The organism is Streptomyces sp. NPDC006552 (assembly GCF_040611655.1).
In the GTDB taxonomy this organism is placed as follows: domain Bacteria; phylum Actinomycetota; class Actinomycetes; order Streptomycetales; family Streptomycetaceae; genus Streptomyces.
Genome location: NZ_JBEXOS010000013.1, coordinates 120,611 through 141,163, shown reverse-complemented (window position 1 = coordinate 141,163; position 20,553 = coordinate 120,611). Strand labels below are relative to the sequence as shown.

Annotated in this window: 12 protein-coding genes and 2 pseudogenes; 8 read left to right on the top strand and 6 right to left on the bottom strand. The window is 71.7% G+C overall.

The features are described from left to right. Positions 1-116: 116 nt before the first annotated feature. Together ABZY33_RS11135 and rpsA are read right to left on the bottom strand one after the other, a co-directional pair. Positions 117-350: pseudogene (locus ABZY33_RS11135) on the bottom strand (hypothetical protein); the annotation flags it as partial. Next, positions 349-1,761: pseudogene (gene rpsA, locus ABZY33_RS11130) on the bottom strand (30S ribosomal protein S1); the annotation flags it as partial. The pseudogenes ABZY33_RS11135 and rpsA, both read right to left, overlap by 2 nt. Before the next feature lie 400 nt (positions 1,762-2,161). Here rpsA and ABZY33_RS11125 point away from each other — a divergent pair. Together ABZY33_RS11125 and hrpB are read left to right on the top strand one after the other, a co-directional pair. Continuing rightward, the gene (locus ABZY33_RS11125) at positions 2,162-3,028 is read left to right on the top strand and encodes a class I SAM-dependent methyltransferase (protein WP_356491250.1); all 867 of its coding nucleotides are present in this window, start codon (positions 2,162-2,164) and stop codon (positions 3,026-3,028) included. A 4-nt stretch (positions 3,029-3,032) separates the two neighbouring features. Further along, positions 3,033-5,555 (top strand): ATP-dependent helicase HrpB, encoded by a 2,523-nt coding sequence (gene hrpB, locus ABZY33_RS11120; RefSeq protein ID WP_356491249.1) that lies wholly within the window; start codon positions 3,033-3,035, stop codon positions 5,553-5,555. Here the strand turns inward: hrpB and ABZY33_RS11115 are convergent. The 3 genes from ABZY33_RS11115 to ABZY33_RS11105 all read right to left on the bottom strand — a co-directional run bounded on the left by ABZY33_RS11115 (position 5,545) and on the right by ABZY33_RS11105 (position 8,619). Continuing rightward, positions 5,545-6,537, bottom strand: a complete 993-nt coding sequence (locus tag ABZY33_RS11115) for a DUF3068 domain-containing protein (protein WP_356491248.1) — start codon at positions 6,535-6,537, stop codon at positions 5,545-5,547. The two genes, hrpB and ABZY33_RS11115, sit on opposite strands and share 11 nt — an antisense overlap. A gap of 27 nt (positions 6,538-6,564) precedes the next feature. Beyond that, positions 6,565-6,699: an SPW_0924 family protein gene (locus ABZY33_RS11110; protein ID WP_356491247.1), complete on the bottom strand. Its 135-nt coding sequence runs from the start codon at positions 6,697-6,699 to the stop codon at positions 6,565-6,567. A 162-nt stretch (positions 6,700-6,861) separates the two neighbouring features. Then, positions 6,862-8,619, bottom strand: a complete 1,758-nt coding sequence (locus ABZY33_RS11105; protein WP_356491246.1) for a lytic transglycosylase domain-containing protein — start codon at positions 8,617-8,619, stop codon at positions 6,862-6,864. 204 nt (positions 8,620-8,823) lie between these two features. On the opposite strand from ABZY33_RS11105, the gene ABZY33_RS11100 reads away from it, so the two are divergent. After that, on the top strand, positions 8,824-9,696 hold the full coding sequence (locus tag ABZY33_RS11100; protein ID WP_356491245.1) for a DUF4184 family protein: 873 nt from the start codon (positions 8,824-8,826) through the stop codon (positions 9,694-9,696). A gap of 467 nt (positions 9,697-10,163) precedes the next feature. Here the strand turns inward: ABZY33_RS11100 and polA are convergent, their stop codons facing one another. Further along, entirely contained in the window at positions 10,164-12,833 is a 2,670-nt protein-coding gene (gene polA / locus ABZY33_RS11095) for a DNA polymerase I (RefSeq protein ID WP_356491257.1), read from the bottom strand. A 258-nt stretch (positions 12,834-13,091) separates the two neighbouring features. Between polA and ABZY33_RS11090 the strand changes: the two genes are divergently transcribed. The 5 genes from ABZY33_RS11090 (at position 13,092) to ABZY33_RS11070 (ending at position 20,552) form a co-directional block, all read left to right on the top strand. Beyond that, complete coding sequence (locus tag ABZY33_RS11090; protein WP_356491244.1) at positions 13,092-15,371, top strand: FdhF/YdeP family oxidoreductase; 2,280 nt, start codon at positions 13,092-13,094, stop codon at positions 15,369-15,371. Between the two features lie 62 nt (positions 15,372-15,433). After that, on the top strand, positions 15,434-15,895 hold the full coding sequence (locus ABZY33_RS11085; RefSeq protein ID WP_356491243.1) for a hotdog fold thioesterase: 462 nt from the start codon (positions 15,434-15,436) through the stop codon (positions 15,893-15,895). A 568-nt stretch (positions 15,896-16,463) separates the two neighbouring features. Beyond that, entirely contained in the window at positions 16,464-17,708 is a 1,245-nt protein-coding gene (locus ABZY33_RS11080) for a branched-chain amino acid ABC transporter substrate-binding protein (RefSeq protein ID WP_356491242.1), read from the top strand. 118 nt (positions 17,709-17,826) lie between these two features. Next, on the top strand, positions 17,827-18,756 hold the full coding sequence (locus ABZY33_RS11075) for a branched-chain amino acid ABC transporter permease (protein WP_356491241.1): 930 nt from the start codon (positions 17,827-17,829) through the stop codon (positions 18,754-18,756). A 5-nt stretch (positions 18,757-18,761) separates the two neighbouring features. Further along, positions 18,762-20,552, top strand: a complete 1,791-nt coding sequence (locus ABZY33_RS11070) for a branched-chain amino acid ABC transporter permease (RefSeq protein WP_356491240.1) — start codon at positions 18,762-18,764, stop codon at positions 20,550-20,552. Position 20,553 lies beyond the last annotated feature (1 nt).

Sequence of the window (20,553 nt, the reverse complement as noted above, 5' to 3'; positions counted from 1 at the left end):
GACCGTCGGCTCGCGGTCGCCTCGTTCAAGCGCGTGTCAGCAATTCAACCGGCGGGTTCCCCGGTATGGCTGCACAGAACTGGCCAACGGCTACCCACCCGCCCCCAGCGGCAGCGTTACGGCAACGCGGGTGCCACCTTGGCCGGGTTCTCCTCAAGCGCGGCCAGCGCCAGGCGAATCGCCTCGTCCAGTTGCGGGTCACGCCCCGCGGCGGCGTCCTGGGGCGCGGCGACCACCTCCACGTCCGGGTCGACGCCATGGTTCTCGACGCCCCACCCGGAACCCTCCAGCCACGTCGCGTACTTCGGCTGGGTCACCAGCGTCCCGTCCACCAGGCGGTACCGGCTGTCCGCCGCCGCTGCCACCGGAGGCGGCCGGAGCCGCACTCGTGGTGGAAGCGCCCTCGGCCTCGGCCTGGGCGTCCGCCTCGCGGCTCTTGATGACCTGGGCCTGGTGCTGCTCGAAGCGCTGCTGCGCCTCGGCGTACTGGCCCTCCCAAGCCTCGCGCTGGGTCTCGAAGCCCTCGAGCCAGTCGTTCGTCTCGGGGTCGAAGCCCTCGGGGTAGATGTAGTTGCCCTGGTCGTCGTAGGACGCGGCCATGCCGTACAGGGTCGGGTCGAACTCGACGGCCGACGGGTCGGCGCCGAAGGCCTCGTTGGCCTGCTTCAGCGAGAGGCTGATGCGACGACGCTCGAGGTCGATGTCGATGACCTTGACGAAGATCTCGTCGTTGACCTGGACGACCTGCTCCGGGATCTCCACGTGGCGCTCGGCCAGCTCGGAGATGTGCACCAGACCCTCGATGCCCTCGTCCACGCGGACGAACGCACCGAACGGAACCAGCTTCGTGACCTTGCCGGGCACGACCTGGCCGATCTGGTGGGTGCGGGCGAACTGCTGCCACGGGTCTTCCTGCGTCGCCTTCAGCGACAGGGAGACACGCTCGCGGTCCATGTCCACGTCGAGGACCTCGACGGTGACTTCCTGGCCGACCTCGACAACCTCGGACGGGTGGTCGATGTGCTTCCAGGACAGCTCGGAGACGTGCACCAGACCGTCGACGCCACCCAGGTCCACGAAGGCACCGAAGTTGACGATGGAGGACACGACGCCGGAGCGGACCTGACCCTTCTGGAGGGTCGTGAGGAACGTCTGGCGGACCTCGGACTGGGTCTGCTCGAGCCAGGCACGGCGGGACAGGACCACGTTGTTGCGGTTCTTGTCCAGCTCGATGATCTTCGCCTCGAGCTCCTTGCCCACGTAGGGCTGGAGGTCGCGGACGCGGCGCATCTCGACAAGGGAGGCCGGCAGGAAGCCACGGAGGCCGATGTCGAGGATGAGACCACCCTTGACGACCTCGATGACGGTACCGGTGACGATGCCGTCCTCTTCCTTGATCTTCTCGATGGTGCCCCACGCACGCTCGTACTGCGCGCGCTTCTTCGAGAGGATCAGGCGGCCTTCCTTGTCCTCCTTCTGGAGAACAAGGGCCTCGATCTCGTCGCCGACCTTGACGACCTCGTTCGGGTCGACGTCGTGCTTGATCGAGAGCTCGCGGCTCGGGATGACACCTTCGGTCTTGTAACCGATGTCGAGGAGGACCTCGTCCCGGTCAACCTTGACGATGACGCCGTCGACGATGTCGCCATCGTTGAAGTACTTGATCGTCTCGTCGATGGCGGCGAGGAAAGCTTCCTCGTTACCGATGTCGTTGACCGCAACCTGCGGGGTGGTGGCGGTGGTCTCGGTGCTGCTCGTCATGTGGGAAAGGGCTCCGGCGGACATTGAAAGTCGGGGGGTACTGCTACGCCGAGAGCCTGTTTCGCACCGAAGAAGCCGGACAGCCTAGGAAGCGCCGGATCCCTGGTCGCGTTCCCACGACCCTGGTGGCGCCTCGACAACCGAGGGGACATGCAACAGATGCGAGCACAGCCTGCTATGTCTGAGGTGCGCAGGCCCGCAGCGCAACTTGTAGCATACGGGGGCCGCCGGGCAGGGTCAATGTCGCGAAGGCGCACACCCGGGGCGAACACCGCATACCCGGCACAAAACCTGTCGCACGAGGCTACGCGGGCCGCAGAGCCCGCCGTAGACGCCCTCTTGTCACGGGGTTGGACGGAAGAGTACGACGAGGGAGCCGATCATCCAAGAGCCCGGACCAATGGAAGCGCACGCACCGGCGCACCCGTCGCCCTCGTCGGTGGACGACGAGTCGACGGCGACCCGGCGCGACGCGGGGACCACGGAGAGTGCGCGGGCCAACCGCGGCTGGTGGGACCGGAACGCGGACGACTATCAGGTCGAGCACGGCACGTTCCTCGGGGACGACCGGTTCGTCTGGGGCCCCGAGGGCCTGGACGAGGTGGAGGCCGAACTGCTCGGTCCCGCCGAGGAGCTGGCCGGCAAGGACGTCCTGGAGATCGGCGCGGGCGCGGCCCAGTGCGCGCGCTGGCTGGCCGCCCAGGGCGCGCGGCCCGTCGCCCTGGACCTCTCCCACCGCCAGCTCCAGCACGCGATGCGCATCGACGGCGGGAAGGTGCCGCTGGTCGAGGCGGACGCCGGGGCGCTCCCCTTCCAGGACGCCTCCTTCGACCTGGCCTGCTCCGCCTACGGGGCGCTGCCCTTCGTCGCCGACCCCGTACGCGTGCTGCGCGACGTACACCGGGTGCTGCGGCCCGGCGGCCGGTTCGTCTTCTCGGTGACGCACCCGATCCGCTGGGCGTTCCCCGACGAGCCCGGCCCCGAGGGGCTGACCGTCGCCTCCTCCTACTTCGACCGCACCCCTTATGTGGAGCAGGACGAGGAAGGGCGCGCCGTCTACGTGGAGCACCACCGCACGGTCGGCGACTGGGTCCGCGCCGTCGTCGCGGGCGGCTTCCGCCTGCGGGACATCGTGGAGCCGGAGTGGCCCGCCTGGAACACGCAGGAGTGGGGCGGCTGGTCCCCGCTGCGCGGCAACCTCATCCCCGGTACGACGATCTACGTCTGCGAGCGGGACGCCGCGCCCGCCGGAGGTACTGGAGACTGAGCGGATGATCCGCGCCGACCTCCTCGACCAGCTGCCCGTACGGACCGCCCTGCCCGCGCTGCGCGACGCGCTCGACGCGGACGGGGCGGCGGTGCTCGTCGCCCCGCCGGGGACCGGCAAGACGACGCTCGTGCCGCTGGTGCTCGCCGGGCTCCTGGCGGACGGCTCCCCCGAGCGCCGGGTCGTCGTCGCCGAGCCGCGCCGGATCGCGGCGCGGGCGGCCGCACGGCGGATGGCGTGGCTGCTCGGCGAGCGGGCCGGGGAGCGGGTCGGTTACACGGTGCGCGGCGAGCGGGTCGTCGGGCCGCACACCCGCGTCGAGGTCGTCACCACGGGCGTCCTGCTGCAACGCCTCCAGCGCGATCAGGAGCTGACCGGCATCGACGCCGTCATCCTCGACGAGGTGCACGAGCGGCATCTGGACGCGGACACCGTCGCGGCGTTCCTGTGCGACGTACGCGAGGCGCTCCGGCCCGAGCTGCGGGTGGTGGCGGCGTCGGCGACGACGGACGCGCAGGGGTGGGCGGGGCTGCTCGGGGGCGCGCCGGTCGTCGAGGCCGCGGGCGTCTCGTACCCCGTCGACGTCGTCTGGGCGCCGCCCGCGCGTCCGGTGCGGCCGCCGCACGGCATGCGGGTGGACCCGGCGCTGCTGGCGCACGTGGCGGCCACCGTGCGCCGGGCGCTCGCGGAGCACCCCGGCGACGTGCTCTGCTTCCTGCCGGGCGTGGGCGAGATCGCCCGCGTCGCCGGCCAGTTGGGCGGCCTCGGCGACGTCGACGTGCTCCAGGTCCACGGGCGCGCGCCCGCCGCCGTGCAGGACGCGGTGCTCACGGCAGGGGCGCGGCGGCGGGTGGTGCTGGCCACGGCGGTCGCGGAGTCGTCGCTGACGGTGCCCGGGGTGCGGATCGTGGTGGACGCGGGGCTCGCCCGGGAGCCGCGGGTGGACCACGCGCGCGGGCTCAGCGCGCTGACGACGGTACGGGCCTCGCGCGCGGCCGGGGCGCAGCGCGCGGGTCGCGCCGGACGGCAGGCGCCCGGGGTGGTGTACCGGTGCTGGGACGAGGCGGAGGACGGGCGGCTGCCGCGGTTCCCCGCGCCGGAGATCAAGGTGGCGGACCTGACCGCGTTCGCGCTGCAAGCGGCCTGCTGGGGTGATCCGCGGGCCGCGGGCCTCGCGCTGCTCGACCCGCCGCCCGGGGGTGCGATGGCGGCCGCTCGCGAGGTCCTGACGGCGGTCGGCGCGGTGGAGCCCGGGTCGGGACGGGCCACGGAGCGGGGCGCCCGGCTGGCCCGGCTCGGGCTGCATCCCCGGCTCGGCCGGGCGCTGCTCGACGCGGCGCCCGCGGTGGGCGCCCGGCGCGCGGCGGAGGCGGTCGCCCTGCTCAGCGAGGAGCCGCCGCGCGAGTACGGGGACGATCTGGCCGGGGCGCTGCGGGCGGCGCGGCGCGGGGGCGACGCCTACGGCGCCCGGTGGCGCCAGGAGGTCCGGCGCCTGTCGGGCCTGGTCGAGAGGTCCGCGTCCGCGGACCGGGGCGCGGAGCACGGCGCGGCCGGTGACGACCGGGTGACCGGGCTCGTCGCCGCCCTCGCCTTTCCCGAGCGCCTGGCCCGCCGCTCCGGCGGGTCGTATCTGATGGTGTCCGGGACGCGGGCGGAGATCGGGGAGGCGTCCGCGCTGCGGCACGCCGACTGGGTGGCCGTCGCCGTGGCGGACCGGCCGGTGGGGGCCGGGCACGCGCGCGTGCGGCTCGGCGCGGTCGTCGACGAGGAGATCGCGCGCCGGGCGGCCGCCTCGCTGTACTCCGAGGGAGACGAAGTGGCGTGGGCCGACGGCGCGTTGGTGGCCCGGAACGTGACCCGGCTCGGCGCCGTAGAACTGGCGGTGCGCCCGCTGAAGAAGGCCGCGCCCGCCCTCGTCCGCGCGGCGCTCCTGGAGGGGCTGCGGCGCGAGGGGCTCGGCCTGCTGCGGTGGGACCGGGACGCCGAGGCGCTGCGGCAGCGGCTGGCCTTCGTCCACCGCCACGTCGGGGAGCCGTGGCCCGATGTGAGCGACGACGGGCTGCACGCGCGCGTGGACGACTGGCTGGAGCCCGAACTGAGCCGGGCCCGGCGCCGGGCGGACCTGGCGCGGATCGATGCCGGGCAGGCCCTGAGACGGCTGCTGCCGTGGGCGGGCGGGGTCGCGGCACGCTTCGACGAACTGGCGCCGGAGCGCATCGAGGTGCCCAGCGGCTCGCGGATCCGCGTCGACTACGCCGATCCCGCGCAGCCGGTGCTCGCGGTGAAGCTCCAGGAGATGTTCGGGCTCGACGCGACACCCCGGGTGGCCGGGGTGCCGGTGCTGGTGCACCTGCTCTCCCCCGCCGGGCGGCCCGCCGCCGTCACCGCGGACCTCGCGTCGTTCTGGCGGGAGGGGTATCTGGCGGTGCGGGCGGAGCTGCGCGGGCGTTATCCGAAGCATCCGTGGCCGCAGGACCCGGCCGCGGCGGAGCCGACCCGGTTCACGAACGCGCGGCTCAGGCGGTGACCGGCCGCGGTTCGGCCGCCTCGCCGCGCGCCGGCTCCGCGGGCCGCCGGGCGCGGGCCTCCAGCCACAGGGCGAGCGCGAGCAGCAGCGCCCCGAGGACGAGCAGGCCCCAGGGCAGGTAGGAGGTGAGCAGCAGGACGAGGATGCGCTGAGAGGTGACCTGGTCGACGGTGGACGCGATGAAGTCCGCACGCATCCGCACGTCGCCGGCGAACGCGGTGACCTTCTCCTTGCCGCCGAGCAGGGTGCCGCCGCGCATCTCCTCCTTGTGCTTCTCCTCGCCGTAGACGGGGGCGCCGGTCGTCGGGTCGACCAGGAACGTGCGGACGGTCGTGTACCACATCCGCGTCCCGGTCTCGGCGAGGGACGCCGAGGTGATGCCCGCGACCGGGAGCTTCTTGGGGAAGGGGACCCGCGTCCACGGGACGGTCTGCTCGAAGCGGTAGACCCGCAGGCCGCGGAAGGTCTCGGTGCCCCGGTAGTGGATGGGCCGTGTGGTGCGGGCGCGCGCGTCGAAGTACTCGTAGTCCCGCTTCTCGGTGAGGAACGGCCATTTGAACTCGATGCCCTCGCGGGAGACCCGGTCGCCGTCGACGGACTCCCCGGTGGCGTGGACGGGTTCCTGGCTGTGCGCGTCGAAGATGTAGCGCTCGGGGATCTGCGAGACGAACTTCCCGTCGGGGCCCACGATGTAGCTGAGGCCGTCCCAGACGACGACGTCGCGTCCGGCGCTCTTCTCGATCTGCTCCGACGCCTCGACGTTCCCCTTCAGCGTCTGTACTACGGTGAGCCGCGGGACCTTCCTGGCCCGCATCGTGCCGTAGTCGATGAGGGTCGCGTCCTTCGCCTCCAGGACCATCGTCTGGTACTGGCCCGGCGGGACCTTCGCCAGGCGCGGGAAGGCGTACCAGCGCAGCAGCGGGGAGAGCGCCGCGCAGCACACGGCGAGGGCGAGCAGGATCAGGCTGGCCTTGCGGCGCATCTCGGCGGCCCTCCTCGACGACAGGTCTCAGGGATGTGCGGGGAGGGTGGTCAGCAGCGGTCTCGGGGACGTCTCGCCCGGTGGGGCGCCGATCGCCGTGACGGTGAGGACGAGGGCGAGGGCGCAGGCGAGTCCGACCGCCGCGGCGACGAGGGCGCGCATGTCCGACCTCCCTGCACCCGTGCGGCACACGGGATCTGATGAGGCGTCAGGCCTCGGGGTCGGTGCACCGTAGCAATGCCGGGCGCAGATGAGAACAGCTCGCACGCACGACGGAGCCCTCCGGCCCCGGAGGGGCGGGAGGGCTCGGGTCGTGCGCGCGGGTCAGGCGGAGGGGCTCGGGGACGCCGCGGGCGCGTCGGAGGCGCCGCCGGACGGGGCCGCCGTCACCTCCAGTTCGACGGTGAGCGTCGCGCCGCCCGCCGCCTGGATCCGCAGCAGGAACGTGCCGGCCGTGCCGTCCGCGTACAGCTTCGGCAGCTTCAGCACGCCGTCCGCGCCGGTCTTGAGGTCCTTGAGGGTACGGACCTGCTTGCCGTCCGCATCCTTGAAGTAGGGGCCCTTGTCCGCCTCGGCCGGGTCGTCGGCCGCCTTGACGAGGGTCGCGGTCGCGGCGACACCGTCGGCGACGGCCCCCTTGTACGTCGCCTTCACCTCGACGGCGTCCGCGAACTCCTGGCCGGCGACACAGCTGAGTTCCTTGTCGCTGGTGCGGGCCAGCGCGTCGGCGGCCCGCGCGGTGACATGCGCCGTGTGGTCGAGGGCGGGCAGCGAACGGCCGACGACGGTGGCGCGGACCGTGAAGTCGCCGGTCTTCTCGCCCGCGGTGAGCACGGGCGCGGTGGCCACGCCCGTGCTGTCGGTCGTGGCGACGGCGGTCGTGGCGCCGCCGGTGAACCTGGCGTCCGTCCCGCCCACGATCGCGAACCGCACCCGCACCTTGGCCACGCCCTTGCCCTTGGCGTTCTGCGGGCGCACCGCGACGCGCTCGGCGAAGGCGTCGCCCGCCATCGCGGTCAGCTTCCCGGTGCCCGCGTCCGCCAGCTTGGTGACGGTCTCGGCGGGGACCGGGGTGGGCGGGGTGGGCGGGGTGGGCGGATCGGACGGGTCGGTGCCGCCGTTGCCACCAGGGTGCGGGGACGGGCTGGGCGTGCCGGGCGTGCTCGGCGTACCGGGCGTACTGGGCGTACTGGGCGTACTGGGCGTACCGGGGAGCGTCGGGTGCGGGCTCGGGGTGGGGAGGCCCGTGCCGTTGCCGCCGACCGGACTGGTCGGGCTGGTCGGCAGGACACCGGTGCCGTTGGGCACCTCGTGCACGCCCTTGCGGTAGAACTCCATCCACCTCAGGACGAGGGCGACGTAGTCCGAGGAGTTGTTGTAGCTGAGGATCGCCGTGTTCAGATCGTCCGCGTTCGACAGGTCCCAGCCGGCGCGGCACAGGTAGTGGCCGGCGGCGAGGGCCGCGTCGTAGACGTTGTTCGGGTCCTTCTTGCCGTCCCCGTTGCCGTCCCGGCCCGCCCACTCCCACGTGGAGGGGATGAACTGCATCGGGCCGACCGCGCGGTCGTGCTCGGTGTCGCCGTCGTAGGTGCCGCCGTCGGTGTCCTTGATCAGGGCGAAGCCCTGGCCGTTCAGCGCCGGGCCGAGGATCGGCTTGATCGTCGTACCGTTCGCGTCCACGTCGCCGCCGCGGGCCTGGCCCGACTCGACCTTGCCGATCGCGGCGAGCAGCTGCCACGGCAGATTGCAGCCGGGCTTGCTGACCGCCAGCTCGGCCTCGGCCTTCTTGTACGCGTCCAGGAGGGTGGCGGGGATGCCGGACCCGGCCTCCGCGGCGCCCGTGCCGGGCGCGAGGGTGGGTCCCGCGGTGGGGCTGTCCAGCGGCGGCAGGTCCGTGTAGTAGTCGGGGCCGGTCGCCCCGCCGGGCGCCGGGTCGTCGGCGCGGTCCGCGCTGGACTGGCCGTCCGGCCGCGGGGCGGTCACGCCCGGGGCCTGTGACGCGGAGAGGGCCGCCACCGCCGCGGCGGCGACCGCTGCCGTCATCGCGCTCTTGCGCAGCCTCCTGCCGAATACCGCCGCCATGCCGCGAACCCCTCCCGTATAGCCCGTCAAAGCCGGTCTGCCCCGCTGCGTTCCGTATCCTTGCGCTCCCCAGCGCACGGACCCCGCCGACACTACGACAACTTCCGCCGCCTAGACACCTGTTCGCGCCCGTTATTAACCGATTGCTCATGTACGCGTCGTCGTACGCTGCCATGCTCACCGCCCGCGCGACGAGGGGACTCCGTGCCGTTCACCATCAGCCATGCCGCTGCCGTGCTGCCGTTCATGCGGCGCGACGGATCCGGGCGCGGCCGGCTCGTGCCGTCGCTGCTCGTCGCCGGGTCCTTCGCCCCGGACCTCACGTACTTCGCGGCGGGCGCCGTGCCGGAGGCGATGGAGTTCGGTGACGTCACGCACTCCTTCGCCGGTGTCTGCACCGTGGACGTCCTGTTCGCGCTCGCGCTGGTAGGGCTGGTGCGGGTGCTGCGCGATCCGGTCCTCGGGTTGCTGCCGGGGCGGATACGCGGCCGGGCGGCGGCGCCGCGGCCGGGCTCCGCCGGTCGGGGCGGCCGCGGGCGGGCGGTGGTGTGGTGGTACGTCTCCGCGGTGCTCGGGGCGACGACGCACGTGGTCTGGGACGCGTTCACGCACCCCGGCCGCTGGGGCGTCCGGCTCTTTCCCGTCCTCGACGAGAACGTGGCCGGTTCGCCCCTCTACTGGTACGTGCAGTACGGGACTTCGGCGCTCGCGCTGGTGGTGGTCGCGGGGTTCGTGTGGCGGGCGCGCGTCTCGGGCGGTCAGGAGGGTGGGCGGGGTGGTTCTGTGCGGGGCCCGGTTGCGGCGTCGGCGGGGCGGCGGTGGGCTGCGGCCGTGCTGATCGGGGGCTGTGTGTGCGGGTGCGTGGTGCTTCGGGTGGGGCGCTGGTTGGACGCCGTGCACACGGCGGGGCTCACGTGGAAGCCCTGGGAGGTCATTCCGGCGCTCTGCTTCGGGGCGGGGGCGGGATTTGCGCTGGGGCTTGTCCTTTATGCGGGTGTTTATTACGCGGGGATGGGGCGGGGTCGAGTACAGGGGCCGGATCGGGTGGCGCAGCCGAGCCGTCCGAGCGGGCGCTGATCCCCCGGGCCACGGTGGCGATCCTTGCCGCGGGCCCGGTGGGGGCTGGTCGCGCAGTTCCCCGCGCCCCTGAAGACGCGCACTCCGCGCGCAATCTCCAGCGGCTACGAGGCCCCGGGCCCAGACGCATCAATTGCGACCCAACAGGCACGGCGAAGCCGGCGCCGCAGGGGCGCGGGGAACTGCGCGCGCAACCCCCACCGGACCCGCACCCGACAAACAACCCACTAGGCACGGCGAAGCCGACGCCTCAGGGGCGCGGGGAACTGCGCGCGCAACCCCCACCGGACCCGCACCCGACAAACAACCCAACAGGCACGGCGAAGCCGGCGCCCAAAGGGGCGCGGGGAACTGCGCGACCAGCCCCCACACACCCGCACCCGACAGAGCTCCCGGAGTCACACCCCCCGCACAACCCGACCCAGCCAGGCCAAGCCCCCGCCAATGAACCCGCCCCGATCCGGAGGCTAATGCGCTGCCGACTCCCAGTCCCGCCCCAACCCCACAGAGACATCCAGCGGCGCCCGGAGGGCAACCGCTCCGGCCATCTCCCGCCGCACCAGCTCCTCCGCCACCGCCGCCTCCCCCGGCGCGATCTCCAGCACGATCTCGTCGTGGACCTGGAGCAGCATCCGGGAGCTGAGCCCCGCCTCGGTGAGCGCCCGGTCGACATTGAGCATCGCGATCTTCACGATGTCCGCCGCCGTGCCCTGGATCGGCGCGTTCAACGCCATGCGCTCGGCCATCTCACGCCGCTGCCGGTTGTCCGAGTTCAGGTCGGGCAGGTACCGGCGGCGCCCCAGCATGGTCTCCGTGTACCCGGTGGCCCGCGCCTCGTCGACCGCCCGGCGCAGATAGTCCCGGACGCCCCCGAACCGCTCGAAGTACGTGTCCATCAGGACCCGCGCCTCCCCCGGCTCGATGTTGAGCTGCCCGGACAGGCCGAACGCCGACAAGCCGTACGCCAGCCCGTACGACATCGCCTTGATCTTGCGCCGCATCTCCGCGTCGACCGCGTCCCGGGGGACGCCGAACACCTGGGAGGCGACCGTGGTGTGCAGGTCCTCGCCGGAGTTGAACGCCTCAAGGAGGCCCTCGTCCTCCGACAGGTGGGCCATCACGCGCAGTTCGATCTGGCTGTAGTCCGCCGTCATCAGCGACTCGAAGCCCTCGCCGACGACGAAGCCGCGCCGGATCGCCCGCCCCTCGTCGGTGCGGACCGGGATGTTCTGCAGGTTCGGGTCGGTCGAGGAGAGCCGGCCGGTCGCGGCGACCGTCTGGTTGAACGTGGTGTGGATGCGGCCGTCCGCCGCGATCGTCTTGATCAGGCCCTCGACGGTGACGCGCAGCTTGGCCTGCTCGCGGTGGCGCAGCATGATCACGGGCAGTTCGTGGTCGGTCTGCGCGGCGAGCCAGGCGAGCGCGTCCGCGTCCGTCGTGTACCCGGTCTTGGTCTTCTTCGTCTTCGGCAGGTCCAGCTCGCCGAAGAAGACCTCCTGGAGCTGCTTGGGCGAGCCGAGGTTGAACTCGTGGCCGACGGAGGCGTGCGCCTCCCGCACCGCCTGCTGCACGGCGCCCGCGAACATCTGCTCCATCTCCTGCAGATGGGGGCGGTCGGCGGCGATGCCGTACCGCTCCAGGCGGGCGAGGAGCGCGGAGGTGGGCAGTTCGATGTCGGTGAGCAGCTCGGCCGCGCCGACCTCCTTCAGGCGCGCGCCGAACGCCTCGCCCAGGTCGAGGATGGCGCGGGCCTGCACCATGAGCGCGTCGGCCTCGGCCTGCTCGTCCTCCTCGCTGCCGAAGGCGAGCTGCCCGTCGGCGGCGGCGGCCGGGGCCAGCTCGCGGCCCAGGTACTCCAGGGAGAGCGCGTCCAGGGCGAAGGAGCGCCGGCCCGGCTTGACCAGGTACGCGGCGAGCGCGGTGTCCATGGTGACGCCGTCCACGCGCCAGCCGTGCTCGGCGAAGACCCGCATCACACCCTTGGCGTTGTGCAGCACCTTCGGCTTCGCCGCGTCGGCGAGCCAGGCGGAGAAGGCCCGCTCGTCGCTCTCGTCGAGCAGCGAGGGGTCGAACCAGGCGGCCTGCCCGTCGGCGGCGGCGAGCGCGACCTCGGTGACCGAGCCGGTCCCCAGCGACCAGGTGTCGACCGAGGCCAGACCGAGGACGGCGGTGCCGTGCTCGGCCAGCCACGGCGCGACCTCGCCGGTGGTGAGGACCGTCCCGTCGACGTCCACACCGGGCTCGGCCGGTGTCTCCTCAGCCTCGGCGGCGCCCGGGTCGACCGCGAACAGGCGCTCGCGCAGCGAGGGGTTACGGATCTCCAGGGTGTCCAGGATCATCGCGATCGCCGTACGGTCGTACGCCGTGCGCTCCAGGTCACCGACGCCCTTGGGCAGCTCGACGTCGCGCACCATCTCGGTGAGCCGGCGGTTGAGCTTGACGGCTTCCAGGTGCTCGCGCAGATTCGCCCCCGCCTTGCCCTTGACCTCCTCGGCGCGCTCGACCAGGTCGGCGAAGGAACCGAACTGGTTGATCCACTTCGCGGCGGTCTTCTCACCGACACCCGGGATGCCCGGCAGGTTGTCCGACGGGTCGCCGCGCAGCGCCGCGAAGTCCGGGTACTGGGCGGGGGTGAGCCCGTACTTCTCGAAGACCTTCTCCGGGGTGAAGCGGGTCAGCTCGGAGACGCCCTTGGTCGGGTACAGCACCGTCACATGGTCCGAGACGAGCTGGAAGGAGTCCCGGTCGCCGGTGACGATGAGGACGTCGAAACCCTCGGCCTCGGCCTGGGTGGCGAGCGTGGCGATGACGTCGTCGGCCTCGAAACCGTCGACGGCGAAGCGCGGGGTGTGCATCGCGTCGAGCAGCTCACCGATCAGCTCGACCTGCCCCTTGAACTCGTCCGGGGTCTTCGACCGGTTCGCCTTGTACTCGGTGAACTCCTCGGAACGCCACGTCTTGCGGGAGACGTCGAACGCCACCGCGAAGTGCGTGGGCGCCTCGTCGCGCAGCGTGTTCGCCAGCATCGAGGCGAATCCGTAGATCGCGTTCGTCGGCTGGCCCGTCGCCGTCGTGAAGTTCTCCGCGGGCAGCGCGAAGAACGCCCGGTACGCCAGCGAGTGCCCGTCCATGAGCATCAGCCGGGGGCGCCCGCCCGCACCACTGCCCGTCGCCTTCGTCGCGGTTGTCTTCGCCGTCTTTGCTGCTTTCTCTGCCACGTCCCCGATCCTGCCACGCCCCACCGACAGCCCGGCCCACCCCGGACCGGGCGGGGGGCCTGTCAGTCGTACGTGCGAGGATCGGAGACGTACCTCACACAGCGGAGCGGCGGCGTCCGGCCCCCGCGCCGCCGCACCACAGCACGCGCGCAGGACCAGCTCGAAGGGGAGCCAGCCATGGCCAGCAAGCCACCCGCGTCCGACCCGGTTCAGGACGCACCGCGGGTCCTCGCGCCGCAGCACCACGCGGCGGGCCTGCCGGCCGTCCGGCACTCCCTGAAGATCGCCCGCGAGCAGATGGGCGTGAAGCGCACCGCCCTGACCCTGCTGCGCGTCAACCAGAAAGAGGGCTTCGACTGCCCCGGCTGCGCCTGGCCCGAGCCGGAGCACCGGCACGCGGCGGAGTTCTGCGAGAACGGCGCGAAGGCGGTCGCCGAGGAGGCCACCCTGCGCCGGGTGACCCCCGAGTTCTTCGCCGCGCACCCGGTCGCGGACCTCGCGACGCGCTCCGGGTACTGGCTGGGCCAGCAGGGCCGCCTCACCCACCCCATGTATCTGGCCGAGGGCGCGGACCGCTACGAGCCGGTGACGTGGGAGCGGGCCTTCGACATCGTCGGCGAGGAGCTGGCCGCGCTCGCCTCCCCGGACGAGGCGGTCTTCTACACCTCGGGCCGCACCAGTAACGAGGCGGCGTTCCTCTACCAGCTGTTCGCCCGCGAGTTCGGCACGAACAACCTGCCCGACTGCTCGAACATGTGCCACGAGTCGTCCGGCTCCGCGCTCACGGAGACCATCGGCATCGGCAAGGGCAGCGTCCTCCTGGAGGACCTTTACAAGGCGGACCTGATCATCGTCGCCGGGCAGAACCCGGGCACGAACCACCCGCGCATGCTCTCCGCCCTGGAGAAGGCGAAGGCGGGCGGCGCGCGGATCATCTCCGTGAACCCGCTCCCCGAGGCGGGCCTGGAGAAGTTCAAGAACCCGCAGACCCCCAAGGGCCTCACCAAGGGCGCCTCCCTCACCGACCTGTTCCTGCAGATCCGCCTCGGCGGCGACCAGGCCCTCTTCCGCCTCCTGAACAAGTTGATCCTGGAGACGCAGGGCGCCACCGACGACGCCTTCATCGCCGAACACACGCACGGCTACGAGGAGTTCGCCGCGGCCGCCCGCGCCGCCGACTGGGACGAGACCCTCAAGGCCACCGGCCTCTCCCGCGCCGACATCGAGCGCACCCTGGAGCTGGTCCTCGCCTCCCGCCGTACCGTCGTCTGCTGGGCGATGGGCCTCACCCAGCACAAGCACTCCGTGCCGACCATCCGCGAAGTCGTCAACTTCCTGCTGCTGCGCGGCAACATCGGCCGCCCCGGCGCCGGCGTCTGCCCGGTGCGCGGCCACAGCAACGTGCAGGGCGACCGCACCATGGGCATCTTCGAACGCCCCGCGCCCGCCTTCCTGGACGCCCTGGAGAAGGAGTTCGGCTTCGCGCCGCCGCGCGCGCACGGCTTCGACGTCGTCCGTGCCATCCGCGCCCTGCGCGACGGCGCGGCGAAGGTCTTCTTCGCCATGGGCGGCAACTTCGTGGCCGCCTCCCCCGACACCGACGTCACCGAGGCCGCGATGCGCCGCGCCGCACTGACCGTCCACGTCTCCACGAAGCTGAACCGCTCGCACACCGTCACCGGCGCCCGCGCCCTCATCCTGCCCACCCTCGGCCGCACCGAGCGCGACGTCCAGGGCAGTGGCGAGCAGTTCGTCACGGTCGAGGACTCCATGGGCATGGTGCACGCCTCGCGCGGCCGCCTGGAACCGGCGAGCCGCCACCTGCTCTCCGAGCCCGCCATCGTCGCCCGCCTCGCCCGCCGCGTCCTGGGCGCCGAATCCCCCACTCCCTGGGAGGAGTTCGAGAAGGACTACGCGGCGATCCGCGACCGCATCGCCCGCGTCGTCCCCGGCTTCGAGGACTTCAACGCGCGCGTGGCCCACCCCGACGGCTTCGCCCTGCCGCACGCCCCGCGCGACGAGCGCCGCTTCCCCACCGCCACCGGCAAGGCCAACTTCACGGCCGCGCCCGTCGAGTACCCGCGCCTGCCCGCGGGCCGTCTCCTCCTGCAGACCCTGCGCTCGCACGACCAGTACAACACCACCATCTACGGCCTCGACGACCGCTACCGGGGCATCAGGAACGGCCGCCGGGTGGTCCTCGTCAACGCCGAGGACGCCAAGGAACTCGACCTCGCCGAGGGCTCCTACGTCGACCTGGTCAGCGAGTGGCGCGACGGCATCGAGCGGCGCGCCCCCGGCTTCCGCGTCGTGCACTACCCCACGGCCCGCGGCTGCGCGGCCGCGTACTACCCGGAGACGAACGTGCTGGTGCCGCTGGACGCCACCGCCGACACCAGCAACACCCCCGCGAGCAAGTCCGTCGTCGTCCGCCTGGAACAATCGAGCACCGACTGAGCGTTCGCTCAGTCGTCGAGCAGTACGTGTGTCAGCAGGTACGACGGACGGAGCCGAGCCCCATGGGTGAGCAGAACCACGTGAAGTTCCCGCAAGAGGTCATCGACGAGTACGCGACGCTCGGCGTCGACCTGCCCGCCCTCTTCTCGGCGGGGCACCTCGGCACCCGGATGGGCGTCGAGATCAAGGAGGCCGCCGCGGACCGCGTCGTCGGCACGATGCCGGTCGAGGGCAACACGCAGCCGTACGGGCTGCTGCACGGCGGCGCCTCCGCCGTCCTCGCCGAGACCCTCGGCTCGGTCGGCTCCATGCTCCACGGCGGCCCCGGCAAGATCGCCGTCGGCGTCGACCTGAACTGCACGCACCACCGCGGCGCCCGCTCCGGCCTCGTCACCGGCGTCGCCACGCCCGTGCACCGCGGGCGCTCCACGGCGACGTACGAGATCGTCATCACCGACGACCAGGACAAGCGGGTCTGCACCGCCCGCCTGACCTGCCTCCTCAAGAACGCCCCCACAGCCTGACCCCGCCTCACCTCCGGCCCCGCACCTCCCTTCCGGGGGGGCGGGGCCGTTGCGCTGCCGGGCACGAGCGGAAATCCAGCCCCTCCGGCGCTTGAGGAGCGGGGTCCGGGGCGGCGTGCCGTGACAGTGCGCTCCACCCAGCCGGCCGAACTCACGCGGCCGTAACACACAGTTACCACAATCGTTACGCGGCCACACCCACACACACCACCTCGCATTACACCCCCCATACCTTCGAACACAACCCCCTTGCGCGGCGCGATCTCACCCCCGAACCCCGACCAAGATCATCTCAACTCCCGTAGCGGAACTGCGCGTTCTCACATTGCGAACACGCGACTGCGCCATGCATACGCCCCAATCGCCCCCACTTCCCCCACCCGAAGGCCACCCGGCATAACAAGAGCGTCACATCCTCTCCCGCACCACTCCCTCCTCTGCGACCTGCGCTTATAGTCACGGCCAGTCACCGCGCCGCCGGGCGCGTCCATTGCACGGCCCCCTGTACCACCAGTACGGCCCGGCGAGACACACGATCCCCGGCCCGGGGATCGCGCCAGGGAGAGGAATGATCGTGCGACACCGTTCTCTGCTCGTACTCACCACCGTGCTCACCACCGGAGCACTCACGCTCACCGCCTGCGGATCGCGCGACGACGACGACAAAGGGTCGAGCAGCGACAAGAAAACCACCGTCGTCATCGGCGTCGACGCCCCGCTGACCGGCGCCAACTCCGCGACCGGCCTCGGCATCCAGTACGGCGTGCAGATAGCCGTCGACGACGCCAACAAGAACAACACCGTCCCCGGCGTCACCTTCGAGGTCAAGGCGCAGGACGACAAGGCCGTCCCCGCCACCGGCCAGCAGAACGCCACGGGACTCGTCGCCAACAAGGACGTCCTCGGAGTCGTCGGCCCCCTCAACTCCGGTGTGGCCACCTCCATGCAGCAGGTGTTCGCGACGGCGAACCTCGTCCAGATCTCCCCCTCGAACACCGCGCCCGAGCTGACCCAGGGCAAGAACTGGCAGACCTCGAAGAAGCGCACGTACAAGACGTACTTCCGCACGGCCACCACCGACGCCCTCCAGGGCGGCTTCGCGGCCGACTACGCGTACAACACGCTGAAGAAGAAGAAGGTCTACGTCGTCGACGACAAGCAGACCTACGGCGCCGGCCTCGCCAAGCTCTTCACCGCGGGCTTCAAGAAGGCCGGCGGCAAGGTCGTCGGCACCGACCACGTCACCACCATCTCCAGCGGCGGCAGCAGCGACTTCGGCACCCTCGTCACCAAGATCAAGAACTCCGGCGCCGACCTCCTCTACTACGGCGGCCAGTACGACGAGTCGCAGGTCCTCACCAAGCAGCTCAAGGACGCCGGCGCCAAGATCCCGCTCTTCGGCGGCGACGGCATGTTCACCCCGACCTACATCAAGACCGCCGGCAAGACCTCCGAAGGCGACCTCGCCACCTCCGTCGGCGTCCCCGTCACCACCCTGCCCGCCGCCAAGGACTTCATCGCCACCTACAAGGCCAAGAAGTACCCCGGCGACTACGGCACCTACGGCGGCTACTCCTACGACGCCGCCACCGCCATCATCAAGGCCGTCGGCAAGGTCGTGAAGGACGGCGACGTCCCCTCCGACGCCCGGGCCAAGATCGTCGAAGAGGTCCAGAACAGCAAGTTCGACGGCATCGCCGGACCCGTCGCCTTCGACCAGTACGGCGACACCACCAACAAGCAGCTGACCGTCTACCAGGTCAGCAACGGCGAGTGGAAGGCCGTCAAGAGCGGCACCTACGACGCCGGCTGACCCACCCCGCACCGCACGCACCACCCGCACCACCTGGGGCCGCGCGGCCACGACGACCCGTCACCGCGCGGCCCCACCCATCTCCCTGCCCAGACTTCCCACCCATGGAGGCCACGCGGTGAACACGCTGCCGCAGCAGCTGGCCAACGGGCTGTTCCTCGGCTCGATGTACGGGCTGATCGCCATCGGTTACACGATGGTGTACGGCATCGTCCAGCTCATCAACTTCGCCCACGGCGAGATCTTCATGACCGGCGGCTTCGGCGCCCTCACGGTCTACCTCGCACTCCCCGACGGCATATCCATGTGGATAGCCCTCCCCGCCATGCTCATCGGCGGCGCACTCGTCGCCACCCTCATCGCCGTCGGCGCCGAACGCTTCGCCTACCGGCCCCTGCGCGGCGCCCCACGCCTCGCCCCCCTCATCACCGCCATCGGGCTCTCCCTCGCCATCCAGCAACTCGTCTTCAACCTCTACCCCGACGCCAAGAGCGCCCGCGTCTTCCCCCAACTCCCCTTCGGCCCCTACCACCTGGGCTCCATCCGCATCCAGAGCGGCGACATCTTCCTCATCATCGCCGCCCCCCTGTGCATGGCCCTCCTCGCCTTCTTCGTCCGCCTCTCCCGCACCGGCCGCGCCATGCAGGCCACCGCCCAGGACCCGGACACCGCCCAGCTCATGGGCATCGACACCAACCGCATCATCGTCATCGCCTTCGCCATCGGCGGCGTCTTCGCCGCCGTCGCCGGCGTCGCCTACGGCGTCAAATACGGCTCCGTCCAGTACGACATGGGCTTCGCCGCCGGACTCAAGGCCTTCACCGCCGCCGTCCTCGGCGGCATCGGCAACATCTACGGCGCCATGCTCGGCGGCGTCGTCCTCGGCCTCGCCGAAGCCATGGCCACCGCCTACATCGCCGACGTCCCCGGCATGGAACAGTTCGGCGGCCAGGGCTGGGCCTCCGTCTGGGCCTTCGTCCTGCTCATCCTCGTCCTGCTGCTACGGCCACAAGGCCTACTCGGCGAACGCGTCGCGGACAGGGCGTGACCACCATGACCACACCCACCCGGACCCGGGAAACCGACACCACCAGCGGCCTCGTCCGCCTCCCCGCCGGCACCGCCCGCCTCCTCGTCGCCGTCGGCGCCATCGCCACCATCGCCAGCACCTTCATGTCCTGGACCTGGACCGACGAGTTCCCCGGCGACCTCACCGTCTACGGCTACCCCGCCGGCCTCCAGATCGTCGCCCTCATCGCGGGGATCATCACCCTCCTCTTCGGCCTGCGCCTGTGGAACGTCCGAGGACTGCGCTGGCTCAACCCCGCCGGCGCCACCTCACCCCTGCTGCTCGCCGCCCTCGCCGCCTTCACCGTCTGCTGGTTCGCGGCCATCGCCATCACCGTCGACCTCGGCGGCCTCGCCAACCTCGACCCCGGCGCCTACGTCGCCGCCGTCGCCTCGGCACTCCCCGTCCTCGGCGCCCTCGCCCTGCCCCACCCCGGCCACAGCGTCAAGGACTACCTCACCAAACCCGACCAGCCCGCCCCCACCGGCCACCTCGCCCCCTGGGTCCAGCGCCTGGTCATCACCGCCGGCATCGCCCTCGCCCTCATCGCCTTCACCTACGGCATCGGCATCAACGACGACGACAGCGAGACCTTCGTCGGCTTCGCCCTCCTCGTCCTCTTCGCCACCTGGGCTTTCCTCCACGCCGGCCTCCTCGACCGGTTCACCACCCTCAGCACCCGGCACAAGGGCTTCGCCGCCGGCATGGCCTTCCTCGCCGCGGCGATCTTCCCCTTCACCCAGAGCGACGACCACAACGCCAACCTCGGCGTCAACATCCTCATCTTCGCCACCGTCGCCCTCGGCCTCAACATCGTCGTCGGCCTCACCGGCCTCCTCGACCTCGGATACGTCGCCTTCCTCGGCGTCGGCGCCTACGCCGCCGCCCTCGTCTCCGGCTCCGAGTTCTCCCGCTTCTCCGGCGTCCAGTTCCCCTTCTGGGCCGCCGCACTGACCGGCATGGCCGCCTCCCTCGTCTTCGGCGTCCTCATCGGCGCCCCCACCCTGCGGCTGCGCGGCGACTACCTCGCCATCGTCACCCTCGGCTTCGGCGAGATCTTCCGCATCGCCGTCAACAACATGGACGGCTCCTCAGGACCCGACATCACCAACGGCCCCGACGGCATCCCCTCCATCCCCGACCTCGAAATCTTCGGGTTCAACCTCGGCGCGGCCCACGACGTCGCCGGCTTCACCCTCGGCCGCTTCGCCAACTACTTCTTCCTGATGCTCCTCATCACCGCGCTGGTCGTCCTCGTCTTCACCCGCGCCGCCGACTCCCGCATCGGCCGCTCCTGGATCGCCATCCGCGAGGACGAGACCGCCGCCACCGCCATGGGCATCAACGGCTTCCGCGTCAAACTCATCGCCTTCGCCCTCGGCGCCACCCTCGCCGGACTCGCCGGCACCGTCAGCGCCCACGTCACCTACAGCGTCGTCCCCAGCCCCTACCAGTTCGCCGGCGCCGCACCTCCCAACTCCGCCTTCCTCCTCGCCGCCGTCGTCCTCGGCGGCATGGGCACCGTCAGCGGACCCCTCCTCGGCGCCTCCTTCCTCTACCTCATCCCCGAGAAGCTCACCTTCCTGAAGGAATACGAGCTCCTCGCCTTCGGCATCGCCCTCGTGCTCCTCATGCGCTTCCGCCCCGAAGGCATCATCGCCAACCGCCGCAGGCAACTCGAATTCCACGAAACCGGCCAACTCTCCATCCCCGAACAACAGAGCCTGCCCGACAGCACCACCGGCGCCGCCAAGGCGACCAAGGCAGGAGCGTGAC

What these genes read in the sequence shown, in the direction of transcription:
- ABZY33_RS11125 (WP_356491250.1), top strand. Translation starts at nt 2,162, where the DNA reads ATGGAAGCGCACGCACCGGCGCACCCGTCGCCCTCGTCGGTGGACGAC.
- hrpB (WP_356491249.1), top strand. Translation starts at nt 3,033, where the DNA reads ATGATCCGCGCCGACCTCCTCGACCAGCTGCCCGTACGGACCGCCCTG.
- ABZY33_RS11115 (WP_356491248.1), bottom strand. Translation starts at nt 6,537, where the DNA reads ATGCGCCGCAAGGCCAGCCTGATCCTGCTCGCCCTCGCCGTGTGCTGC.
- ABZY33_RS11110 (WP_356491247.1), bottom strand. Translation starts at nt 6,699, where the DNA reads ATGCGCGCCCTCGTCGCCGCGGCGGTCGGACTCGCCTGCGCCCTCGCC.
- ABZY33_RS11105 (WP_356491246.1), bottom strand. Translation starts at nt 8,619, where the DNA reads ATGGCGGCGGTATTCGGCAGGAGGCTGCGCAAGAGCGCGATGACGGCA.
- polA (WP_356491257.1), bottom strand. Translation starts at nt 12,833, where the DNA reads ATGCTCATGGACGGGCACTCGCTGGCGTACCGGGCGTTCTTCGCGCTG.
- ABZY33_RS11090 (WP_356491244.1), top strand. Translation starts at nt 13,092, where the DNA reads ATGGCCAGCAAGCCACCCGCGTCCGACCCGGTTCAGGACGCACCGCGG.
- ABZY33_RS11085 (WP_356491243.1), top strand. Translation starts at nt 15,434, where the DNA reads ATGGGTGAGCAGAACCACGTGAAGTTCCCGCAAGAGGTCATCGACGAG.
- ABZY33_RS11080 (WP_356491242.1), top strand. Translation starts at nt 16,464, where the DNA reads ATGATCGTGCGACACCGTTCTCTGCTCGTACTCACCACCGTGCTCACC.
- ABZY33_RS11070 (WP_356491240.1), top strand. Translation starts at nt 18,762, where the DNA reads ATGACCACACCCACCCGGACCCGGGAAACCGACACCACCAGCGGCCTC.